This is a genomic window from Streptomyces sp. M41, assembly GCF_043673425.1.
Taxonomy (GTDB): domain Bacteria; phylum Actinomycetota; class Actinomycetes; order Streptomycetales; family Streptomycetaceae; genus Streptomyces.
Map to the genome: position 1 here is coordinate 229,096 of NZ_JBIMKE010000004.1, position 21,495 is coordinate 250,590.

19 protein-coding genes are annotated in these 21,495 nt (G+C 72.4%); 5 read left to right on the plus strand and 14 right to left on the minus strand.

Translation table 11 applies throughout. From position 1 onward, the window contains the following. Positions 1-25 precede the first annotated feature (25 nt). From pheT to infC, 7 genes are all read right to left on the minus strand, one after another. Positions 26-2,575 (minus strand): phenylalanine--tRNA ligase subunit beta, encoded by a 2,550-nt coding sequence (gene pheT, locus ACHBTE_RS07610; protein WP_394722708.1) that lies wholly within the window; start codon positions 2,573-2,575, stop codon positions 26-28. Beyond that, positions 2,575-3,696, minus strand: coding sequence for a phenylalanine--tRNA ligase subunit alpha (gene pheS / locus ACHBTE_RS07615; protein ID WP_394722709.1), 1,122 nt, complete (start codon positions 3,694-3,696; stop codon positions 2,575-2,577). Before pheS ends, pheT begins: the two co-directional genes overlap by 1 nt. 134 nt (positions 3,697-3,830) lie before the next feature. Next, a complete protein-coding gene (locus ACHBTE_RS07620) occupies positions 3,831-4,967 on the minus strand; it encodes an ATP-binding protein (RefSeq protein WP_394722711.1) in 1,137 nt (378 codons plus the stop codon). Positions 4,968-5,020: 53 nt separating this feature from the next. Continuing rightward, complete coding sequence (locus tag ACHBTE_RS07625; protein ID WP_394722877.1) at positions 5,021-5,857, minus strand: TrmH family RNA methyltransferase; 837 nt, start codon at positions 5,855-5,857, stop codon at positions 5,021-5,023. Between the two features lie 152 nt (positions 5,858-6,009). Next, positions 6,010-6,393 carry a 50S ribosomal protein L20 gene (gene rplT / locus ACHBTE_RS07630; protein WP_006141703.1) on the minus strand — a complete coding sequence of 128 codons (384 nt, stop codon included), beginning with the start codon at positions 6,391-6,393 and terminating at the stop codon, positions 6,010-6,012. Between the two features lie 111 nt (positions 6,394-6,504). Beyond that, positions 6,505-6,699 (minus strand): 50S ribosomal protein L35, encoded by a 195-nt coding sequence (gene rpmI, locus ACHBTE_RS07635; protein ID WP_003977225.1) that lies wholly within the window; start codon positions 6,697-6,699, stop codon positions 6,505-6,507. Between the two features lie 109 nt (positions 6,700-6,808). Beyond that, positions 6,809-7,456, minus strand: coding sequence for a translation initiation factor IF-3 (infC, locus tag ACHBTE_RS07640; protein WP_394722878.1), 648 nt, complete (start codon positions 7,454-7,456; stop codon positions 6,809-6,811). 375 nt (positions 7,457-7,831) lie between these two features. Here infC and ACHBTE_RS07645 point away from each other — a divergent pair, with 375 nt between their 5' ends. Beyond that, the gene (locus tag ACHBTE_RS07645) at positions 7,832-8,197 is read left to right on the plus strand and encodes a DUF1844 domain-containing protein (RefSeq protein WP_394722712.1); all 366 of its coding nucleotides are present in this window, start codon (positions 7,832-7,834) and stop codon (positions 8,195-8,197) included. 105 nt (positions 8,198-8,302) lie between these two features. On the opposite strand, the gene ACHBTE_RS07650 is transcribed toward ACHBTE_RS07645, so the two are convergent. Continuing rightward, a complete protein-coding gene (locus ACHBTE_RS07650; RefSeq protein WP_394722713.1) occupies positions 8,303-9,034 on the minus strand; it encodes an SseB family protein in 732 nt (243 codons plus the stop codon). Positions 9,035-9,104: 70 nt separating this feature from the next. On the opposite strand from ACHBTE_RS07650, the gene ACHBTE_RS07655 reads away from it, so the two are divergent. After that, positions 9,105-9,860, plus strand: a complete 756-nt coding sequence (locus tag ACHBTE_RS07655; RefSeq protein WP_394722714.1) for a serine hydrolase — start codon at positions 9,105-9,107, stop codon at positions 9,858-9,860. Positions 9,861-10,077: 217 nt separating this feature from the next. On the opposite strand, the gene mycP is transcribed toward ACHBTE_RS07655, so the two are convergent. Together mycP and ACHBTE_RS07665 are read right to left on the minus strand one after the other, a co-directional pair. Further along, complete coding sequence (gene mycP, locus ACHBTE_RS07660; RefSeq protein WP_394722879.1) at positions 10,078-11,250, minus strand: type VII secretion-associated serine protease mycosin; 1,173 nt, start codon at positions 11,248-11,250, stop codon at positions 10,078-10,080. Between the two features lie 104 nt (positions 11,251-11,354). After that, positions 11,355-13,001, minus strand: coding sequence for a hypothetical protein (locus tag ACHBTE_RS07665; protein WP_394722715.1), 1,647 nt, complete (start codon positions 12,999-13,001; stop codon positions 11,355-11,357). 279 nt (positions 13,002-13,280) lie between these two features. Here ACHBTE_RS07665 and ACHBTE_RS07670 point away from each other — a divergent pair, with 279 nt between their 5' ends. Next, positions 13,281-14,483, plus strand: a complete 1,203-nt coding sequence (locus ACHBTE_RS07670; RefSeq protein ID WP_394722716.1) for an amino acid deaminase/aldolase — start codon at positions 13,281-13,283, stop codon at positions 14,481-14,483. Positions 14,484-14,562: 79 nt separating this feature from the next. Here ACHBTE_RS07670 and ACHBTE_RS07675 read toward each other — a convergent pair whose 3' ends face one another. The 4 genes from ACHBTE_RS07675 to ACHBTE_RS07690 are packed head-to-tail and all read right to left on the minus strand — an operon-like array spanning position 14,563 to position 19,013. Beyond that, a complete protein-coding gene (locus tag ACHBTE_RS07675; protein WP_394722881.1) occupies positions 14,563-15,462 on the minus strand; it encodes a DUF2510 domain-containing protein in 900 nt (299 codons plus the stop codon). Between the two features lie 25 nt (positions 15,463-15,487). Next, a complete protein-coding gene (locus tag ACHBTE_RS07680) occupies positions 15,488-16,255 on the minus strand; it encodes a 3-oxoacyl-ACP reductase (RefSeq protein ID WP_394722882.1) in 768 nt (255 codons plus the stop codon). Between the two features lie 11 nt (positions 16,256-16,266). Then, complete coding sequence (locus ACHBTE_RS07685) at positions 16,267-17,640, minus strand: aldehyde dehydrogenase family protein (protein ID WP_394722717.1); 1,374 nt, start codon at positions 17,638-17,640, stop codon at positions 16,267-16,269. Positions 17,641-17,648: 8 nt separating this feature from the next. Then, complete coding sequence (locus tag ACHBTE_RS07690; RefSeq protein WP_394722718.1) at positions 17,649-19,013, minus strand: glutamine synthetase family protein; 1,365 nt, start codon at positions 19,011-19,013, stop codon at positions 17,649-17,651. An 86-nt stretch (positions 19,014-19,099) separates the two neighbouring features. On the opposite strand from ACHBTE_RS07690, the gene ACHBTE_RS07695 reads away from it, so the two are divergent. Together ACHBTE_RS07695 and eat are read left to right on the plus strand one after the other, a co-directional pair. Then, complete coding sequence (locus ACHBTE_RS07695; protein ID WP_394722719.1) at positions 19,100-19,846, plus strand: FadR/GntR family transcriptional regulator; 747 nt, start codon at positions 19,100-19,102, stop codon at positions 19,844-19,846. A 169-nt stretch (positions 19,847-20,015) separates the two neighbouring features. Further along, the gene (gene eat, locus ACHBTE_RS07700; protein ID WP_394722720.1) at positions 20,016-21,461 is read left to right on the plus strand and encodes an ethanolamine permease; all 1,446 of its coding nucleotides are present in this window, start codon (positions 20,016-20,018) and stop codon (positions 21,459-21,461) included. Positions 21,462-21,495 lie beyond the last annotated feature (34 nt).

A 21,495-nucleotide genomic window follows, 5' to 3' on the forward strand; every position in this document is an offset into this window, starting at 1 on the left:
CCCGGTCCGCCCGCCCGGGAGCGAACTACCCCCTCAGCACCGCTCCCGTACGCTCGCCGGCCAGGGCGACCGCGGCATCCCGGGCGGCCGAGGCCTCCTCGACGGTCAGCGTGCGGTCACCCGCGCGGAACCGCAGCGCATAGGCGAGCGACTTCTTCCCGTCGCCGAGCTGCTCCTCGTTCTCGTACACGTCGAACAGCCGGATGCCCTCCAGCAGTTCACCCGCCCCGTCCCGCAGCGCGGCCTCGACATCGGCGGCGGGTACCGGCTTGTCGACGACGAGGGCGACGTCCTGCGTGGCCACCGGGAACGTGGAGATGCTCGGCGCCTGCGGCGCACCGTCCCCGACCTGCTCCAGGGCGTCCAGGTCCAGCTCCATCGCACAGGTGCGCGCGGGCAGGCCGAGCGCCTTGAGCACCCGCGGGTGCAGCTCACCGGCGTGACCGATGACCTGCTCGGCGCCGTCGACGGTGATCGCCAGCGCGGCGCACCGGCCGGGGTGCCACGGGCCGTACTGCCCGGCCCGCACAATCAGCGCGGCTCCCGCCTCACCGGCGACGACCCGTGCCGCCTCGACCGCGTCGGCCCATCCGGCCGGACGGCCACCGCCCCACCAGCCGGCCTGCTCACGCGCACCGGCGAGCACGACGGCGACGTGCCGCGGCTGCTGCGGCAGCACGGCGTCCAGCGCGGTCAGCTCCTCGTCGGTCGGACGCCGGTCGACGGGCAGGTGCCCGGCGGCGCCCCGCTCCTCGCGCGGCTGGAAGACCAGGCCGGTCTCGAACAGCGCCAGGTCGTGCGAGCCGCGCCCGTCGTTGCGCCGCAGCGCGCCGAGCAGACCGGGCAGCAGCGAGGTGCGCAGCGCGGGCTCCTCGTCGTTGAGCGGGTTGACCAGCTTGACGACGCGGCGGGCCGGGTCGTCGGCCGCCAGCCCGAGCTGGTCGAAGACCTGCTCGCTCACGAAGGGGTAGTTCGGAGCCTCGACGTAACCGGCTCCGGCCAGCGCACGGCCGACCCGGCGGTGCAGGCGCTGACGGTGGGTCAGGCCACGGCCGGACGGCGGCTTGGGCAGCGTGGAGGGCAGGTTCTCGTAGCCCTCGAGGCGAATGACCTCTTCGGCCAGGTCGTTCGGCTCGAGGAGGTCCGGGCGCCAGGACGGCACGGTGACGATCAGCTCGTCCTGCCCGTACACGTCGCAGCCGATCTCCTGAAGACGGCGTACGACGGTCTCGCGGCCGTACTCGACGCCCGCGACCTTGTCCGGGTGGTCGGCCGGCGCGGTGATGGTGTGCGGCGCGGACGGCGCGACGACCTCGGTGACACCGGCCTCGGCGGTGCCGCCCGCGAGCAGCACCAGCAGGTCGACTGTGCGCTGGGCCGCCGCGGCGGCTGCCGCCGGGTCGACGCCGCGCTCGAAGCGACGGGACGCCTCGGAGGACAGCTTGTGCCGGCGGGCGGTGCGGGCGATGGCGACCTGGTCGAAGTGGGCGGCCTCGATGACGACCTCGGTGGAGGCGTTCTCCAGGTCGATGGGGGTCCCCCCGGCCGAGTCCATTCGAGGCTGGGGGAGGTCCGCGATCTCCGTGTTGGCGCCGCCCATGACGCCGGCGAGGCCGATGGGGCCGCGCTCGTCGGTGATGACGAGATCCTCGGCGTGCAGCTTGCGTTCGACTCCGTCGAGGGTGACGAGCTTCTCGCCCTCCTCGGCCCGGCGCACACCGATGGTGCCCTGGACCAGGTTCCGGTCGTAGGCGTGCAGCGGCTGGCCGAGCTCCATCATCACGTAGTTGGTGATGTCGACGGCGAGCGAGATCGGACGCATGCCGACCTTCTGGAGGCGGCGCTGGAGCCAGATCGGGGAGCGGGCCTCGGGGCTGAGCCCGGTCACGGTCCGGGCGGTGAAGCGGTCGCAGCCGATCGGGTCGGAGACCTGCACGGGGTAGCCGTAGGCGTTCGGCCCGGGCACGTCGATGAGGGCCGGGTCGCGCAGCGGCAGGCCGTAGGCGATGGCGGTCTCGCGGGCGACGCCGCGGATGGACAGACAGTCGCCGCGGTTGGCGGTGACGGCGATGTCCAGGACCTCGTCGACCAGCTCCAGGAGCTCGATGGCGTCCTTGCCGACCTCGGTCTCCGGCGGCAGCACGATGATGCCGTGGGTGCCGTCGTCGCCCATGCCCAGCTCGCCGCTGGAGCAGATCATGCCGTGGGACGTCCTGCCGTAGGTCTTGCGGGCGCTGATCGCGAAGCCGCCGGGCAGCACGGCGCCCGGGAGTACGACCACGACCTTGTCGCCGACCTGGAAGTTACGGGCGCCGCAGATGAGCTCCTGGGGCTCGCCGGTACCGTTGGCCTGGCCGACGTCGACGGTGCAGAAGCGGATCGGCTTCTTGAACTCCGTCAGCTCCTCGATGGTCAGCACCTGGCCGACGACGAGCGGGCCCTTGAGGCCGTCGCCGAGCTGCTCGACGGTCTCGACCTCCAGACCGGCGGAAATGAGCTTGGCCTGGACGTCGCGGCCGGTCTCCGTCGCCGGCAGGTCGACGTACTCCCGCAGCCAAGAAAGCGGGACCCGCATCAGATCTCCATCCCGAACGGCCGGGTGAACCGGACGTCACCCTCGACCATGTCTCGCATGTCTTCGACGTTGTGGCGGAACATCAGCATCCGCTCGATGCCGAACCCGAAGGCGAAGCCGCTGTACTTCTCCGGGTCGACGCCGCAGGCGGTCAGCACCCGCGGGTTGACCATGCCGCAGCCGCCGAGCTCGATCCAGCCCTCGGAGGAGCAGGTACGGCAGGGCCGGTCGGGATTGCCCACGGACTCGCCCTTGCAGACGTAGCAGAGCATGTCCATCTCGGCGCTGGGCTCGGTGAAGGGGAAGAAGTTCGGCCGCAGCCGCGTCTTCATGCCCTCGCCGAACAGCGACTGGACCATGTGGTCCAGGGTGCCCTTGAGGTCGGACATGGTGAGGCCCTCGTCCACCGCGAGCAGCTCGACCTGGTGGAAGACCGGGGTGTGCGTGGCGTCCAGCTCGTCCGTGCGGTACACACGGCCGGGGCAGATCACGTACACGGGCAGCTCACGGTCGAGCAGGGAGCGGATCTGCACGGGCGAGGTGTGCGTGCGCAGCACGACCCCGGACTCGGTGCCGCCGTCCGGGCCCTGGACGAAGAAGGTGTCCGCCTCGCCGCGGGCCGGGTGGTCCGGGCCGATGTTGAGGGCGTCGAAGTTGAACCACTCGGCCTCGACCTGGGGGCCCTCGGCGACCTCGTAGCCCATGGCCACGAAGATGTCCTCGATGCGCTCCGAGAGCGTGGTGAGCGGATGGCGGGCGCCGGCGGGCACGCGGTCGAAGGGCAGCGTGACGTCCACGGCCTCCTCGACCAGCACCCGCTGGTCCCGCTCGGCCTCGAGCTCGGCCTGGCGGGCGGCGAGGCCCTTGTTCACGGCGCCACGTGCCTGGCCGACGCGCTTGCCGGCCTCGGCCTTGGCGTGCGGGGGCAGGGCGCCGATCTCGCGGTTGGCGAGGGCCAGCGGGGAGGTGCCGCCGGTGTGGGCGACCTTGGCCTCCTGGAGCGCGTCGAGGGAGTCCGCGGCGGCGAAGGCGGCGAGCGCCTCGTCCCGCATGCGCTCGATCTCTTCCGGTTTCAGTGCCTCGACCTCGACAGGGTCGTACGACTTATTGGGTGCCGACATCTCTTCCCGTGCTTCCGATTGGCTGGCTGAGTGCCCCGTCTCGACCTGAAGACGCCTTGTCTCTGGTGGTGGACGCAAAGGTGCCAATGGCCGAGTCTAACGGGGTCGGGGTATGCGAATGCGCCCGTGGTGTCCTAGGCCATGAAGGCCGGTGCCGCCACGGGCAGCGTAAATCGGAACCGCGCGCCGTCGCCGGGGGCGCGGTCGACCGTGATGGTGCCGCCGTGGGCTTCGACGATGCCCTTGACGATGTAGAGCCCGAGGCCGGTGCCGCCGCGCTTGCTGCCCCGCCAGAAGCGGGTGAAGACGCGGTTCATGGACTCCTCCGGGATGCCGGGCCCCTCGTCGCTCACCGTGACCGACGTGCCGGTGTCCTCCCCTTCGCGTGGGGACGCCGTGGCCGTGATGTCAATGGTGACCGTTCCCTCGCCGTGCCGCACGGCATTTTCGATGAGGTTGCTCAGCACCTGGTCGACCTTGTCCGGGTCGGCCCACAGCGCGGGCAGCGGCTGCTCGACGCGCAGCAGGAACCGGTCGGCGGGCAGCCCCGCGGCGACGTAGGCCTGGATGTGCCGCCCGACGGCCGCGCCCATGTCGACGGGCTGGCGCCGCACCTCCAGCCGCCCGCTGTCGATCCGCGAGATGTCCAGCAGCTCGGCGATGAGCCGGGTGACGCGGTCGGCGTCGGCGTCGACGGTCTCCAGCATCAGCCGCTTCTGGTCGTCGGTGAAGCGCGCCCATTTGGCGAGCAGCGTGGCCGTGAAGCCCTTCACCGAGGTGAGCGGGGAGCGCAGCTCGTGGGCGACGGTGGCGATCAGCTCGGCGTGGCTGCGCTCGGTGCGGCGGCGGGCCTCGGTGTCGCGCAGCGAGACGACCACCCGGCGCACCGGCCCGGTCGGTTCACCGCGGACGTACCGCACCGAGACCAGGACCTCCCGGCCGCCGGGCAGCAGGAGGTTGCGCTCGGGCTGGCGGCGGCGGATGGCGAGGCCGCCGTACGGGTCGGTCAGCTGCCACCAGCGCCGGCCGTCCAGGTCCTCTAACGGCAGGGCCTTCTCCAGGCGCTGCCCGAGGGCGTCGGCGGCGGGCACGGCGGTGATGCGCTCGGCGGCGGAGTTGAAGCAGATGACGTGCCCGTGCTCGTCGGCCACGACCAGGCCGTCGGGCAGGTCGTCGGGATCGATGCCGAGCTCGGCGAGATCACCGGGACGGGACACGGACGGCGGCGGCACGTCCCGTGCTCCCGGTGCGCTGCTCGTGCCGACACTCATCCCCGTACCCCACCTCTCACTACGGCTGAGGGGCCCCCGAGCTGGTCACCCTACTAGGTCCGGCACCCTCCCACGGCGCGCTGTGCACGGGCGGACGCATAGAGACATACGGCGGCGGCGGTGGCGAGGTTCAGGCTCTCGGCCTTCCCGTGGATCGGGACGCGTACGACGGCGTCAGCGAGCGCGCGGGTCTCCTCCGGGAGCCCCCAGGCCTCGTTGCCGAACACCCAGGCGGTGGGCCCGCCCATGCTGCCCTTGTCGAGCTCGTCGTCGAGGTCGTCCGTACCCGCGCCGTCGGCGGCGAGGATCCGCACTCCGGCGTCCTTCAGTCCCGCCACGGCACGTTCGACGGGCACACCGACGGCGACGGGCAGATGGAAGAGGGAGCCGACGGAGGCCCGTACGGCCTTGGGGTTGTACAGGTCGACGGAGGCGTCGGTGAGCACCACGGCCTCGGCGCCTGCGGCATCGGCGCACCGCAGGACGGTCCCGGCGTTCCCGGGGTCGCGCACATGCGCGAGGACGGCGACCAGCCTGGGCCGGGCGACGAGGATCTCCTCGAACGGGGTGTCGATGAACCGGCAGACCCCGACGAGCCCCTGGGGCGTGACGGTGGTGGAGATGTCGGCGATCACCTGCTCGTCGGCGAGGTGCACCCGCGCACCCGCGGTCCGGGCCTCCCCGACGATGTCGGCGTACCGCTCGGCGGCGTCGACGGTCGTGAACAGCTCGACGAGCGTCGACCCGTACGCCGCCGCCTCCCGCACGGCCTGCGGCCCCTCCGCGAGAAACAGCCGCTCCTTGCCCCGGAAGTTCCGCTTACCGAGCCGCCGGGCGGCCAGGACGCGGGGGGAACGGGGGGAGATCAGCTCGGGGGCGCCGGACGGCATGGGGCTCACTTTCAGAGGATCTTTCCGCCAACACGGCCGGTGGGGCCGGCACAGGCGATGAGGTCGGCGCGGCCGGCACGGCCAACACAACGGACCCGCAGGTGAAACCCGCGGGTCCGTTCAGTCACGTCGGTTCGAGCCGAGCGCGGCGGTCACGCAGCCTTCGGCGCGTTGACGTCGCTCGGGAGCGCCTTCTGGGCGACCTCGACGAGCGCGGCGAACGCGTTGGCGTCGTTGACGGCCAGCTCGGCCAGGATCTTGCGGTCGACCTCGACGTTCGCGGCCTTCAGACCCTGGATGAAGCGGTTGTACGTGATGCCGTTGGCGCGGGCAGCGGCGTTGATGCGCTGGATCCACAGCTGGCGGAAGTCACCCTTGCGCTTCTTGCGGTCGTTGTAGTTGTAGACCAGCGAGTGGGTGACCTGCTCCTTGGCCTTGCGGTACAGGCGCGAACGCTGACCGCGGTAGCCGGAGGCCTGCTCGAGGATCGCCCGGCGCTTCTTGTGGGCGTTGACTGCCCGCTTGACGCGTGCCACTTGTTAACTCCTTGTAGCGGGGCCGTGGTTGGACTCACACGACCCGGTATCGATTGGGTCCCGGTCAGAGATCAGGCGCGAGGAACGAGGCGAGTCGATCCGCGCCCGACGTCACTTGCCGAGAAGCTTCTTGATCTTCGCGGCGTCGCCCGGGGCCATCTCGGCGTTGCCGGTCAGGCGGCGCGTCACACGGGACGACTTGTGCTCGAGCAGGTGGCGCTTGCCGGCGCGCTCACGGAGCACCTTGCCGGAGCCGGTGATCTTGAAGCGCTTGCTGGCACCGCTGTGCGACTTGTTCTTCGGCATAGCGCCGTTCTCTCCTCGTGGGTGGCGCTCCGGTGCCCGGTCGTGAAACCGGGCACGGTGGAGCGTCGCTCTGTATCGATTACGTCCTGGGGACTCGCGTCCCCCGGGATCACGCCTCGGCGGAAGCCTCGGCAGGGGCCTCGGCGTTCTCGGCGTCCGCGGCGTTCTGCGAGCGGCCTGGGTTGGCCTTCGCTTCGGCCTTGCGGGCCTCCTGCGCCTGGCGGGCCTCGGCCATCGCCTCGGTCTTCTTCTTGTGCGGACCGAGAACCATGATCATGTTCCGGCCGTCCTGCTTCGGGTTCGACTCCACGAAACCGAGGTCCTGGACGTCCTCCGCGAGCCGCTGGAGCAGTCGGTAGCCCAGCTCGGGCCGGGACTGCTCGCGACCACGGAACATGATCGTGATCTTGACCTTGTCGCCCTGCTTGAGGAACCGGACGACGTGACCCTTCTTGGTGTCATAGTCGTGCGGGTCGATCTTCGGCCGGAGCTTCATCTCCTTGATGACCGTGTGCGCCTGGTTCTTGCGCGCCTCACGGGCCTTCATGGCCGACTCGTACTTGAACTTCCCGTAGTCCATGAGCTTGCACACGGGCGGACGGGCGTTCGCCGCGACCTCGACCAGGTCCAGGTCGTACTCCTGCGCAAGCTCCAGTGCCTTGGCCAGGGGGACGATGCCCACCTGCTCGCCACTGGGACCGACAAGTCGCACCTCGGGAACGCGAATCCGGTCGTTGATGCGGGGCTCGGCGCTGATGGATCCTCCTCGGTTAGCACCACGCGACGGTCTGGCGGACAGCCGCGTATGTCTGTTTTCGTAAGACCTAACCGCGCCGAAGCACAAAAAATGCCCCGGACGATCACAGGCGGGGCTCCAAGCAATACCGGAGCACCGCCGCGATGACCGCGGGGCGCGATTTCGGGCGACTCCATCGTCCGTACGGAACGATGGTGGCCGCCTGACCGGGCTGACCCGCCGTCCCGAGGGACGGTCAGGTGGGAGATCGGAGCCTCCACTTGTGGGCCGGGCCCCTGGTGATGCACATGGGACGTCCGGCCGGTCGTCACACCAGGTTAGCAGCTACCCGGGGGTGGTGCTAATCCACGTAGGCCGGGGCCTATCGTGTGGGACATGAGTGACACCCCTGCCGAATCTGCCGAGTCTCCCGACTTCGACGAGATGACCCGCGACATCGCCGAGGTCCCCGCCGTCGAGGTGATCGTGACGGTCGCCGTCAACCTGATGAGCGCCGCCGCGGTGAAGCTCGGTCTGACCGAGGAGGGCGACAAGTACAAGGACCTGGACGAGGCCCGCAAGCTGGTGCACGCCCTCGCCGGTCTGCTGGACGCGAGCGCGACCGAGATCAGCTCGTTCCACGCGGCACCGCTGCGTGACGGCCTGAAGTCCCTCCAGCTGGCGTTCCGCGAGGCGTCGGTGGTCCCGGACGAGCCGGGCCAGGGGCCGGGCGAGAAGTACACGGGCGCGATCTACGGCTAGGGCCTGTCGTTCGGATCAGGTCGGCTGGAGGTACTGCGCCAGTCCTGGGCCGTACCGTCGGCCGGGGGCCGCGTCGCCGGCATGATCCGGACGACCGGCCCCGGCTCACCCTCGTACGTACAGGGGCTCGCCCGGTGGCGTCGCCTCGGCCGGCAGCAGTGCCAGGTCGAGGCCGCGCACCAGGCGGGCCCTCAGTGTTTCGTCGGCGGCGAGACGCTCGGCCACGGCCCGCGCGGCCTGGGCCGGGGGCGCGGCCGGGTCCAGTACGAGGGCGAGGGTGCCGTCGGCCCGACCGGGTCCGAGGTGGGCGCGCCGGACGGCGGGCTCGGCGGCGACGGCGGCGCGTACGGCCTCGACGACGGCCGGGTCGGCGAGCGGGTCGGTGGTGGTCCGGCCCTCGGCGAGCGCGAGCAGCGCGCGCCCCGTCAGCTCGTACGGCACCGGACCGGCCAGGTCCAGCACGATCGTGTCCGCCTTCTCGTGGGCCGCGGCCTGGAGGGCCTGGTGGAGGGGCACGGCCACGGGGCGGGCCGCCGGGTCCCAGCGGGTGAGGGCGTCGGTGGAGGTGAACGCGGGCAGGGCCGTGCGATCGCCGGCCTTCAGGGTCGGTACGGCCATGTCGCTGGTCTTCTCGCGGCGCAGCCCGTTCTCGTCCTCCTCGACCTCGCCGAGCACGGCCACGACGGGGACGAGCAGCCGGGCCTCCTTGAGCGCCGCAAGGACGGGCCCCTCAGCGGTGCGGTCCTCGGCCCACGCGGCGAGCGCGGCGCTCAGCCGGGGGTCGGCGGAGCCGTCGTCCTCGGGGAAGGGAGAGTCGGGAATGTTCTTGTTCGCCACGGTCCCCGACCCTATCCGGGGGAGGCCGACGCGCTCGTGCGGCCCCAGGGACGTGAAGGAGGCTGGTTCCATGGACGGTGCGGCGCGGCCGGACGTGGCCCACGACGAGCCGTCGGCGGCGGCCCTGGCGGCGGTGGCGGTCCCGGACGGTGTCGAGCTCGCGGTGGCCGTGCTGGACATGGGCTCCGGTGCGTGCGCCTCGTACGGTGACGGCTGGTTCGAGACGGCGAGCGTCGTGAAGGTCGACATCCTGGCCACGCTGCTGCTCCGGGCGCAGGACGAGGGCCGATGGCTGACGGCGGCGGAGGAATCTCACGCGACCGCGATGATCGTGCACAGTGACAACACCTCCGCGTCGGCCCTGTGGCGGGCGATCGGGCAGGCGGAGGGGCTCGACGCCGCGAACGAGCGCTTCGGGCTCACCGGCACCGAGGGCGGCGACGGGACACTGTGGGGGCTGACCCGGACCACGGCCGTCGATCAACTCAGGCTGCTGCTCCAGGTGTTCGGGGAGGACTCGGCGCTGAGCGGAGCCTCGCGGGCGTATCTGCGCGGCCTGATGGGCCGGGTGGCCGAGGGGCAGCGGTGGGGGGTGTCGGCGGCGGCCGACGACGCGTGCTGCGCCCTGAAGAACGGTTGGCTGCCGCGTACGGCGACCGGGCTGTGGGTCGTCAACAGCATCGGGCGGGTGACGGCCGGGGGCCGGGACTGCCTGGTCGCCGCGCTGTCGAAGGGAAACCGGACGCGGGAGGCGGGGGCGCGGGGTCCGGCGTCGGGGACGCCGGAGGGACGGGTCTGGCGGCGCTGGGTGCGGCCCCCGGCGTAGCAGTCGCGCCGAAGGGCGTGTCCGGGGCCGGCAGGTGCCGGTGGGGGTTGCTAGAAGCCGGGACGTTCGCGGCGGTCCCGTACCAGGGCGACGAAGGCGGCGGCCTCAGTCGGCGGCGTGGGTGCCAAATCCGCGGCGGGCATGAAGGGCCCGACGGCCGGGTCGGGTGTGGACCCGGCGTAGCGGTCGCGCCGGGTGTGTCCGAGGGGTGGGGGCGCTAGAAGTCAGGGCGTTCGCGGCGGCCTCGGATCAGGGTGACTGCCGCGATCAGCAGGATGCCGCCGACGGTGCCGGCCAGTACTGCGGTCCAACTCGTCGCGTCGTCGCCGGACTCGGCGGCGTCGGGGCCGGCGCCGAAGTACTCCTCGCCGTACGCCGCCGGCTCGAGTTCGCCGGGTTTGATGCGGGCGGCCTTCTCGATGGCGGCTGCCGGGTCGATGAAGCCGTAGCCGCGGGAGTCGTCGCGGCCGTCGGCGGGGGCGTCGCGGGCCGTGTCCTCCAGGAGCTTCTTGATCTGGGCCGGGGTCAGGCCGGGGTGGGCGGCCTTGATCAGGGCCACCGCTCCGGAGACGAAGGCGGCGGCGGCGCTGGTGCCCCAGCCCTCGTAGTACTTGTGGTCGGGGTCGGCGATGACGACGTCGACGCCGGGGGCGCTGACCGTGGCGTACCAGCGGCGGGTGGAGAAGGAGGCGCGGGTGCCGTAGCGGTCGACGGCGGTCGCGGCGATGACCCCCGGGTAGGCGGCCGGGTAGGAGATGTGGTCGCCCTTCTCGCCGCCGTTGCCGGCCGAGGCGACGACGACGGCGCCCTTCCGCAGGGCGTACTGGACGGCCTCGTCCTCGCCCGACTCGGGGTGGGCGGACTTGGAGTCGTCGCCGAGGGAGAGGTTGATGACGTCGGCACCGTGATCGGCGGCCCAGCGGATGCCTTCGGCGAGGGCGTTGCCCCGGGTGCTGCGGGCCTTGGCACGGGAGGGGTCGCCGTCCTCCAGGATGACGCGGACCGGGAGGATCTTGGCCTCGGGGGCGATGCCCATGACCCCATCGCCGTTGCCGTCGCCGTGTCCGTGGCCGGCGATGATGCCGGCCATCGCGGTGCCGTGCCGGGCCCAGGCCCGGTCGCCGCGCTCGGCGCCGAAGCCGACCATGTCCTTGCCCTCGAGGACGTTGCCGGCCAGGTCGGGGTGGTCGTCCTCGACGCCGGTGTCGAGGACGGCGACGGTGACGCCGGCGCCCTTGGTCGTCTGCCAGGCCTCCTGGGTGTGCATGGCGCTCAGGGACCACTGCCGGGCGCGGATCGAGTCGGCGTGCGCGACGGTGGGCGGCAGGAGGGCGAGCGCGGCGCCGAGGAGGAGGGCGAGGGGGCCGGTCCGGCGGGTCAGGAGGGTCATCGCGGACGGGGTCCTACGGCCGGCGGTTTCCGTGGGTCCTGTGGTGTCGGTGCCGGTGGGTCCTGTGGTTCGCTCGGTGGGCGGTCCGCTGCTCTTACCGGTGTTCATGACGACTGCTCCGTGGACGGGCCGACGTTCTTGCGCAGGGTGCGTTCGACGCGGTCGGCGAGGCCCTGTGCCTCGTGGCCGAGGCCGGCCTGCGCGACGGCCGTGGGCTCGCCGGACCGCATGGCCGCCTCGGCGGGCTCGGGCTCGTCGACGGTGCGGTCGTCGGCCCAGCCGGAGACGGCGTAGACGACCACGGGGGCGTCGGTGAGGACGGAGACGGTCCAGGAGGCGCGCTGCTCGTCGCCGAATCCGGCGGCCGGGGTGCCCTTGGGGGCGTACGGGCGGGGCATGAGGTCGGCGCGACGGTCCAGGCCCTCTTTGGTGAACCGGGCGTCGAGCGAGCGCATGGCCGCCGCGTCGGCCTTGGTGAACAGCAGGCCGACGGTGGTGACATGGCTCTGCGTGGCGTCGGTGTAGGTGGCGCGCAGCAGGCGCCCGCAGCCGACGGGTGCGAGGGCCTTGCGCAGCAGCGGGTCGAAGGCGTCGGCACAGCCGGTGTCGGGGGCGACGGCGATCCGCGTCCAGGTCCGGTCGGCGCCGCCGGGGCCGGCTCCCTTGCCGCTCACCGTGGGCGGGAAGAGCTGGTCGACGGGGACGCTGTGCCACAGGTCGCCGGCGGTGGCGAAGGTGTCCTGCGCGTCGCCGCCGCCCGGTTCGCCGACCAGCCAACTGCCGGTCACGGCACCGCCGATGAGCCCGACGCCGAGCACCACGCAGATGGCGGCCGCGGCGATGCGGGGCCGGAACCGCAGCCCCAGGGTGCGCGGTCGGGCCGGGACGTCGAACCCCTCGGGCTCCCCGAAGGACACGATGGGCCGTCCGGCCCCCGGAGCCCCGCCCGGGGCCATGGGGGCGCTCCAGGAGAGGGACGGGTCGGGCGTGAACGGGGCCGGGCCCTGGCCGTTCGGCGCCTGGGCGGGTCGGGGCGGGGCGGCCTCGCGCGGGACGGCGCCGGGGCGACGGCCGGTCGGCTCGGCCGGTGCGGGGCCGGGGCGGGTCGTCGGTCTCGTCGGCGGCGTAGGCATCGCCGGCGTCGTAGGCATCGTGGCGGAACCCTGGGCGGGGACGGTGCCGGAGCGGGGAGGCATGCCGGAAGGGCCCCGCCCGGGGGACGGGCGGACGGTGGACGCCGGTGACGACTCCCTCGGGACGGGGCGGAGCCGGAACGTGGTCTCCGCGGCCGTCTCGGTGGGGGCGCTGGTACGACGAGGTGGCGCGGGACGCTCGGCCGGGCGGGGCGGTATGCCTCCGGCGAGGTGCGCGTCGGAGGGCCTGGGCGCGACTGGGCCGTCGCCGTCCTGGCGCAACGATCCGCCGCTTTCCCCGCGCCCGGCACCATGCTCGGGACGCACGGCCGCGCTCTCCGGCGCGGCCGAGGTGTCCGTCCCGGCGGTACCGGCGTCCCGCGATGCTCCGCCGGCCACCCGCCCTGCCGACGGCGGTGCGTCCGGGAAGCGGGCGGAGGCCCGGGGCGGGGGCGGAGGTGCGGAGGCGGGGACGGATGAGGCGTTCTGCTCGCCCTGGGCGTCGGGCGCCGGCGGCGGGTCCGTGGGGCGGGGCGGGGTGGCCGGTGGCGGGGGTGTGGTCGGCGGGGGTGTGGTGGGGCGCGGGGGGATGGGGGCGCGGCGCGCTTCCGTGCTCATGCACCCCCCGTTTCCTCATGTCCGGGCCGCTGCTCGTACGCGGGCCGTCGCTCTGTGGTCCGTCTCCCCGGGCCCGGCGCGGACTCGTCCGACCAGGCACGCATACCCGCACGGGTGGAGCGTCATCCGGCGCGGCAAGCGGCCGGGGGCGTTCCACACATGCGTGCGCGTCACTCTACGGGTTGATCCCGGGCGAACGGGAACCAGTCCGCGACCCCGTGTGCATCTGCCCGGAACATCCCCCTACCCTGCGGTAATCCTGCATGGGAGGCTTCGTTCATGACTGCGCGCGCCGCCGACCGGGCCCGTTACGACCGGGCCACCGCCCATCTCGACGCCCCTCTCGCGATCGTGGATCTGGACGCCTTCGACGCCAACGCGGAGGACCTGGTCCGCCGCGCCGGCGGCAAGCCGATCCGCCTGGCCAGCAAGTCCGTACGCTGCCGCGCCCTGCTGGAGCGGGTCCTCGCCAGGGACGGGTTCGCGGGTCTGATGTCCTTCACCCTCGCCGAGTCCCTGTGGCTGGCGCGGTCCGGGTTCGACGACGTCCTGCTCGCCTATCCGTCCGCCGACCGCGCCGGTTTCGCCGAGCTGGCCGGCAACCCGAAGCTCGCCGCCGCCGTGACCGTGATGATCGACGACCCGGCGCAGCTCCGGTTCATCGACGACGCCCGGGACGGTGGCCGCGAAGTGGTGCGGGTCTGCCTGGAGTTGGACACCTCGCTGAGGCTGCTCGGCGGGCGGGTGCGGGTCGGTGCCCGGCGTTCCCCGCTGCACTCCCCCGCCCAGGTCGCCGACCTGGCCCGGTCGGTCGCCCGGCGGCCGGGGTTCGAGGTGGTCGGGATCATGGCGTACGAGGGGCACATCGCCGGCGTCGGGGACTCGCTGCCCGGCCGGCCGGTGCGCTCGCGTGCGGTGCGGCTGATGCAGGCCGCCGCGCGCCGGGAGCTCGCGGCGCGGCGGGCCGAGGTGGTGCGGGCGGTGCGGGCCGTCGTGCCGGGGCTGGAGTTCGTCAACGGCGGCGGCACCGGCAGTGTGCAGCACACGGCCGCCGAGGACTGCGTCACCGAGATCGGCGCCGGGTCGGGGCTGTACGTACCGCGTCTCTTCGACAACTACACGTCGTTCAGCGGGCGTCCGGCCGCGCTGTTCGCGGTGCCGGTGGTGCGCAGGCCGGGGGTCGGGGTGGTGACCGTCCTCGGCGGCGGCTATCCGGCGTCCGGTGCGGCCGGGCCCGACCGGCTGCCGGTTCCGTATCTGCCGGAGGGATTGCGGTACGACCCTCAGGAGGGGCCCGGCGAGGTGCAGACGCCGCTGCTGGGCTCGCCCGCCGACGATCTGCTGCTCGGCGACAAGGTGTGGTTCCGGCACGCCAAGGCCGGTGAGCTGTGCGAGCGGTTCGAGGCACTGCACCTGGTCGAGGGCGACTCGGTGACGGCGACCGTGCCGACGTACCGGGGCGAGGGGCATACGTTCCTGTAGTCCGGCGCGTTCCTGTAGACCGGCGCGTGTCCCGCGCCCCCTCGGCTCCGTCCTGCCTCGGTCCGGCGCCGGTCCTGTTTCAGTCCACCGTCCGGATCCCCCGGGTGAAGCGGTCCATGTCGGCTGTCGGCGGCCCGTCCTCGCCCGCGTCGAGGACGTAGCGGACGATGACCGGCGCCCCGGTGCCGACGCGGGACGGGAAGGCGAGGGACTGGACGTGACCGCCCGGGCCCTGGGCCGTTTTGACCCGCCAGCGCACGAAGTAGCCGGCGCCGCCCGCCACGGTGACCGGGCCGGATCCGACGACCTGATGGGACTCGATGCCGCCGTAGGGGCTCCGGCCGACGAAGTCACGGTCGTACGCCTCGTGGGCGGCGTCCTTGATGTCGGCCTTGGCGAGCGCCTCGGGCGATGTCTCGTCGTTCTGGGTCACCGTGCGGGAGTAGACCCTGCCGCGTCGGCAGAAGCCGCCGTCGCCGGGGCAGTCGTAGGTGCCCGACGTGGTCATGAGGATGTCGGTCTCGGCGATGTTGCGCGGTCTGATCCAGCCGTCGAGCAACGGCAGGCTGATGCCGTTGAGCTGGTCCACCACGACCGCCGGGTCGTCGGCGGAGGGCTCGGAGGTGGACTGCGACGGGGTGGGGGTGGGGGTGCCGGTGGCCGGCTCGCGGGGTGCGGGCTCGTCGGTCGCGAGGGTCGGCGCGGTGTCCACGTCCGTGCCGCCGTCGTCCCGGTTCAGGACGATCACGCCGGTGACGACGGAGGCGACGAGGACGGCTCCGGCGACGGTGAGGGCGACGAATTTGGCCCGCTGCCCGGAGCCCCCGCCGGCGGGCGCCGGACCCGGTGGGCCCGGCGCGGCCACCGGCGGTCCCGGGGTCTCGGGGGCGCGCCGGTGGTCGGTCCAGGCCGTCCCGTCCCACCAGCGCTCCACGTGCGGGGCGGAGGGGTCGCGGTACCAGCCGGGCGGGGGTGTCATGCTCACCCGGCAACTGTAGGGCGGCCTACAGCGGTGTGACGTACGCCCCCGAGATCCCGCCGTCGACCAGGAAGTCGGTGGCGTTCACGAAGGAGGAGTCGTCGCTGGCCAGGAAGGCGACGGCGGCGGCGATCTCCTCGGCCTCGGCGAAACGGCCGACCGGGATGTGTACGAGCCGGCGGGCGGCCCGCTCCGGGTCCTTGGCGAACAGCTCCTGGAGAAGCGGGGTGTTGACGGGCCCCGGGCACAGGGCGTTGACCCGGATGCCGTCGCGGGCGAACTGCACGCCCAGTTCGCGGGACATGGCGAGGACGCCGCCCTTGGAGGCCGTGTACGAGATCTGGGAGGTCGCCGCGCCCATCCGGGCCACGAAGGACGCCGTGTTGATGATGGAGCCCTTGCCCTGCTGCCGCATGTAGGGGATGGCGGCCTTGCAGCACAGGTAGACGGAGGTGAGGTTGACCTCCTGGACGCGCTTCCACGCCTCCAGGCCGGTCTCCAGGATGGAGTCGTCGTCGGGCGGCGAGATGCCGGCGTTGTTGAAGGCGATGTCGACGCTGCCGTAGGTGTCGTACGCCGTCCTGAACAGCGTCTCGACCTGCTCGGCGTCGGTGACGTCGACGTTCACGAAGATCCCGCCGACCTCCTCGGCGGCGGCCTTGCCGCGCTGTTCGTCGAGGTCGCCGCAGACGACGTGGGCGCCCTCGGAGGCGAGTCGTCGGGCGGTGGCGAGACCGATGCCGCTGCCGGCGCCGGTGATGACGGCGGTGCGGCCGACGAGGCGGCGGCACATGTTGTCTGCGGTCACTGTGCGGGGCCCTCCGTGCTGATGAAGACGTTCTTGGTTTCGGTGAAGGCGGTCAGGGCGTCCGGTCCCAGCTCACGGCCGATGCCGGACTGTTTGAAGCCCCCGAAGGGGGTCCAGTAGCGGACGCTGGAGTGGGAGTTGACGGACAGGTTGCCGGCCCTGACCGCCTGTGAGACGCGCAGGGCGCGGCCGACGTCACGGGTCCAGATGGAACCGGACAGGCCGTAGTCGGTGGCGTTGGCGAGAGCCACGGCCTCCGCCTCGTCCTCGAAGGGGAGGACGACGGCGACAGGCCCGAAGACCTCCTCGACGGCCACGCGCGCGCGGGGGTCGACGCCGGTGAGGACGGTGGGCGGGAACCAGAAACCGGGACCCTCGGGGGCCTTGCCGCGGATGCCCCGGGCGTCCTCGTCGACGTACGAACGCACCCGGTCCAGCTGGGCCTTGGAGATCAGCGGGCCCATCTGTGTGTTCTCGTCGGCTGGGTCGCCGACGGTCACGGCCTCGATCGCGGGTGTCAGCAGTTCCAGGAAGCGGTCGTAGGCGGAGCGCTGGACGAGGATGCGGGTGCGGGCGCAGCAGTCCTGCCCGGAGTTGTCGAGGAAGGACATGGGGGCGGCGGCTGCGGCGGCTTCGAGGTCGGCGTCGGCGAAGACGATGTTGGGGCTCTTGCCGCCGAGTTCGAGGGTGACGCGTTTGAGCAGTGCCGAGCCCTTGGCGAGGACCTGCTTGCCCACGACCGTCGACCCGGTGAAGACGATCTTCGCGACGCCCGGGTGCTCGACGAGGGCGTTGCCGGCGACGGGTCCATGGCCGGGCAGGACCTGGAACAGGCCCTCGGGGAGCCCGGCCGCCAGCGCCAGTTCGGCCAGCCGTAGTGCCGTCAGGGGGGTCGTCTCGGCGGGCTTGAGGAGGACGGCGTTGCCGGCCGCGAGCGCGGGGGCGGTGCCCCAGGCGGCGATCGGCATCGGGAAGTTCCAGGGGGCGATGACGCCGACGACGCCGAGCGGTTCGGGGATCGTGACGTTCAGGCCCTCGGCGACCGGGATCTGATGGCCGGTCAGCCGCTCCACTCCCCCGGCGGCGTAGTCGAGCAGATCGCGCACGTTGCCCGCCTCCCAGCGGGCGTTGCCGATGGTGTGGCCGGCCTCGCGGACCTCCAGGCGGGCGAGTTCTTCGAGGTGTTCGTCGACGGCGACGGCGAACCGGCGCAGCAGCCGGGCGCGTTCGCCGGGCGCGAGCGCGGCCCATCGGGACTGCGCCTGCGTGGCCCGTGCGACGGCCGCGTCCACGTCGGCCGCCGTGGCGGCCGGGACGGTGGCGACGACCTCTTCGGTGGCCGGATTGAGTACCTGCAGCTGGTCGGACACGGAAGGCCTCACATGCGTTCGAAGGAGCGGCGCAGCTCCCAGTCGGTCACCGCGGCGTCGAAGGCGTCCAGCTCGACGCGCGCCATGTTGCGGTAGTGGGCGACCACCTCGTCACCGAAGGCGGCCTTGGCGATCGGGCTGTTCTCCCAGAGTTCGGCGGCCTCGCGCAGGGTGGTGGGGACGTGCTCGAAGTCAGCCGTGTAGGCGTTGCCGGGGCAGGGATCGGGCAGTTCCAGCTTCTGCTCGATGCCGTACAGACCCGCGGCGACCAGTCCGGCCACGGCCAGGTGCGGATTGACGTCGCCGCCGGGGAGCCGGTTCTCGAAGCGCAGGGAGCGGCCGTGGCCGACGACGCGCAGGGCGCATGTGCGGTTGTCGTGGCCCCAGGCGACTGCGGTCGGGGCGAAGGAGCCCGGCTGGAACCGCTTGTAGGAGTTGATGTTGGGGGCGTAGAGGAGCGAGAAGTCACGCAGGGCGGCCAGCTGCCCGGCGAGGAAGTGGCGCATGACGTCCGACATGCCGCCTTCGCCGTCGCCGGCCATGGCGTTGTCGCCGGGGGCGTCCGCGAGGGAGAGGTGGATGTGGCAGGAGTTGCCCTCGCGCTCGTTGTACTTGGCCATGAAGGTGATCGAGACGCCCTCCTGGGCGGCGATCTCCTTGGCGCCGGTCTTGTAGATGGCGTGCTGGTCGCAGGTGACCAGGGCGTCGTCGTACTTGAAGGCGATCTCGTGCTGCCCGGGGTTGCACTCGCCCTTGGCGGACTCGACGGTGAGGCCGGCGCCCGCCATCTCGTTGCGGATGCGGCGCAGCAGGGGCTCGATCCGGCCGGTGCCGAGCACGGAGTAGTCGATGTTGTACTGGTTGGCGGGCGTGAGCCCTCGGTAGCCGGCGTCCCAGGCCTGTTCGTAGGTGTCCTTGAAGACGATGAACTCCAGCTCGGTGCCGACGTTGGCCGTGTAGCCGTGCTCGGCGAGGCGCTCGAGCTGGCGGCGCAGGATCTGGCGGGGTGCGGCGGCCACGGGTGAGCCGTCGCTCCAGGCGAGGTCGGCGATGAGCATGGCCGTGCCGGCGTTCCAGGGGACGCGGCGGAGCGTGGCCAGGTCCGGGTGCATGGCGAAGTCGCCGTAGCCGCGGTCCCAGGAGGACATGGCGTAGCCGTCGACCGTGTTCATCTCGGTGTCGACGGCGAGGAGGTAGTTGCAGCCCTCGGTGCCGTGGTGCAAAACCTCGTCGAGGAAGAAGCGGGCGGCGAACCGCTTGCCCTGCAGCCGCCCTTGCATATCGGGGAAGGCCAGGACGACAGTGTCGATCTCACCACCGGCGACGAGGGCGTGCAGCTCCTCGACGCTCAGCGGGGGTGTGCGGTCTGCCACGGGAGAGCCTCCATTCGGCTACTTCGGTCAGCCGGGAGCCATAAGGTATTGCGCAGGACCATTGATTGGGAAGGGGGTCCGACGAGATGTCGCAGACGGGCACGGAGCACGGGGCGCCGGAGGCCGACGACCGGCTGACGTCGGTCCTGCGCCCGGTGCGGGCCGGCAACGGCTTCGAGGAGGCCCTGGAGCAGATCCTCCAGGTCGTGCGGCTCGGCCTGGTACCGGGCGGTGAGCGGCTGCCGGCCGAGCGCGAGCTGGCCGACCGGCTGGGGATCAGCCGGGTCACCCTGCGCGAGGTGCTGAAGGTGCTCCAGGACCAGGGGCTGGTGGAGTCGCGGCGCGGGCGCTACGGCGGCACGTTCGTACTGCCCCGCACCGAGACCCCCGGCGAGGAGGAGCTGCGCCGCCGTCTGAAGGACGTCGACGTCGAGGACACGCTGCGCTTCCGCGAGGTGCTGGAGGTGGGCGCGGCCGGGCTGTGCGCGGCGCACGGGCTGGACGGGGAGCAGGCGAACCGGCTGCGCGAGGCGCTGGCCCGCACGCACGACGCCCCGCTCGCCGAGTACCGCCGGCTGGACACGCTGCTGCACCTCACGCTGGCCGGGCTGTCGGGCTCCCCCACGCTCACCGCGCAGTACGCGGCGGTCCGGGCGACCGTCAACGACCTGCTCGACTGCATCCCGCTGCTCGTGCGCAACCTGGAGCACTCGCAGCGCCAGCACACCGCGCTGGTCGACGCGGTGATCGAGGGGGACGCCGATCAGGCGCGGGAGATCATGCGCGAGCACTGCGGGGGCACGGCGGCACTGCTGCGGGGCTTCCTCGGCTGAGCGGCGCGAGCGCCCCCGGTGCGGGCGGATTTGGTGGGGATCGGCGCAAGGGTCTTGCCAACTCGCCCGGACACGGCAAAGGTATGCATCCATTCCATTGAGCCGGAGCCCGGTCGACCCCACCGTGCCCGGAGATGCCCGGTGTCCACCGCACGTGGGGAGTTGGCCCATGTCCACCAAATCCACGAACACACAGTCCGCCGCGGAGGCGGACGACTATCTGGAGCGCAGAGCACTGCGCCGCGGCAGCGCCGGCTGGGTGCTGCTCACCGGCCTCGGTGTCGCCTACGTCGTCTCCGGCGACTACTCAGGCTGGAACTTCGGCCTCGCCGAAGGCGGCTTCGGGGGCCTCGCGATCGCCATGGTCCTCATGGGCGCGATGTACGCCTGCATGGTCTTCGCGCTCGCCGAGCTGTCCTCGATCCTGCCGACGGCCGGCGGCGGCTACGGCTTCGCCCGCCGGGCGCTCGGCCCCTGGGGCGGCTTCCTCACCGGTACGGCGATCCTCATCGAGTACGTCCTCGCACCCGCCGCCATCGTCATCTTCATCGGCGACTACGTCGAGTCGCTCGGCCTGTTCGGCCTGGAGTCGGGCTGGCCGATGTATCTGGTCTGCTTCGCGATCTTCCTCGGCATCCATCTGTGGGGCGTCGGCGAGGCCCTGCGCTTCAGCTTCGTCGTCACCGGCATCGCGGTCGTCGCCCTGGTCGTGTTCGCGCTGGCGGCGCTGCCGGACTTCTCCTTCGGATCGCTGGACGACATCCCGGTCGACCCCTCGGCGGCGGGGTCGAGCTCCTGGCTGCCGTTCGGTCTGCTCGGCATCTGGGCGGCGTTCCCCTTCGGCATGTGGTTCTTCCTCGGCGTCGAGGGCGTGCCGCTGGCCGCCGAGGAGACCAAGGACCCCGCCCGTACGCTGCCGAAGGCGATCCGCTGGTCGATGGGGATCCTGGTGGTGCTGGCGGTGGTCACGTTCTTCGCCGCGGCGGGGGCGCGCGGCTCCGCGGCCGTCCAGGAGGCGGGCAACCCGCTGGTGGAGGCACTCCAGCCGGACGGCGAGGCGACGACACTGAGCCGGATCGTGAACTACGCGGGTCTGGCGGGCCTGGTGGCATCGTTCTTCTCCCTGATCTACGCGGGCTCGCGCCAGCTGTTCGCCCTGTCCCGCGCCGGCTATCTCCCCCGCTTCCTGTCCCTCACCAGCCGCCGCAAGGCGCCCTACCTGGGCCTGCTGGTGCCCGGCACGATCGGCTTCCTGCTGGCGGCAGCCTCGGGCAACGGCGCCCGCATGCTGAACATCGCGGTCTTCGGCGCGACCATCTCCTACGCCCTGATGTCCCTCTCCCACATCGTGCTGCGCCGCCGCGAGCCGGAGCTGCCACGGCCGTACCGCACTCCGGGCGGGGTGCTGACCTCCTCCGTCGCCCTGGTGCTGGCGTGTGCGGCGCTGGTGGCGACGTTCCTGGTGGATGTGACGGCGGCGCTCATCGCGCTCGTGGTGTACGCCGTGGCCGTCGCCTACTTCGGCCTGTACAGCCGTAAGCGGCTGGTGGCCAAGGCGCCGGAGGAGGAGTTCGCGGCGCTGGCCGCGGCCGAGGCAGAGTTGGCACGGGACTGACACGTCGACTGTGAAGGAGTTGCTGTGAGCAGGC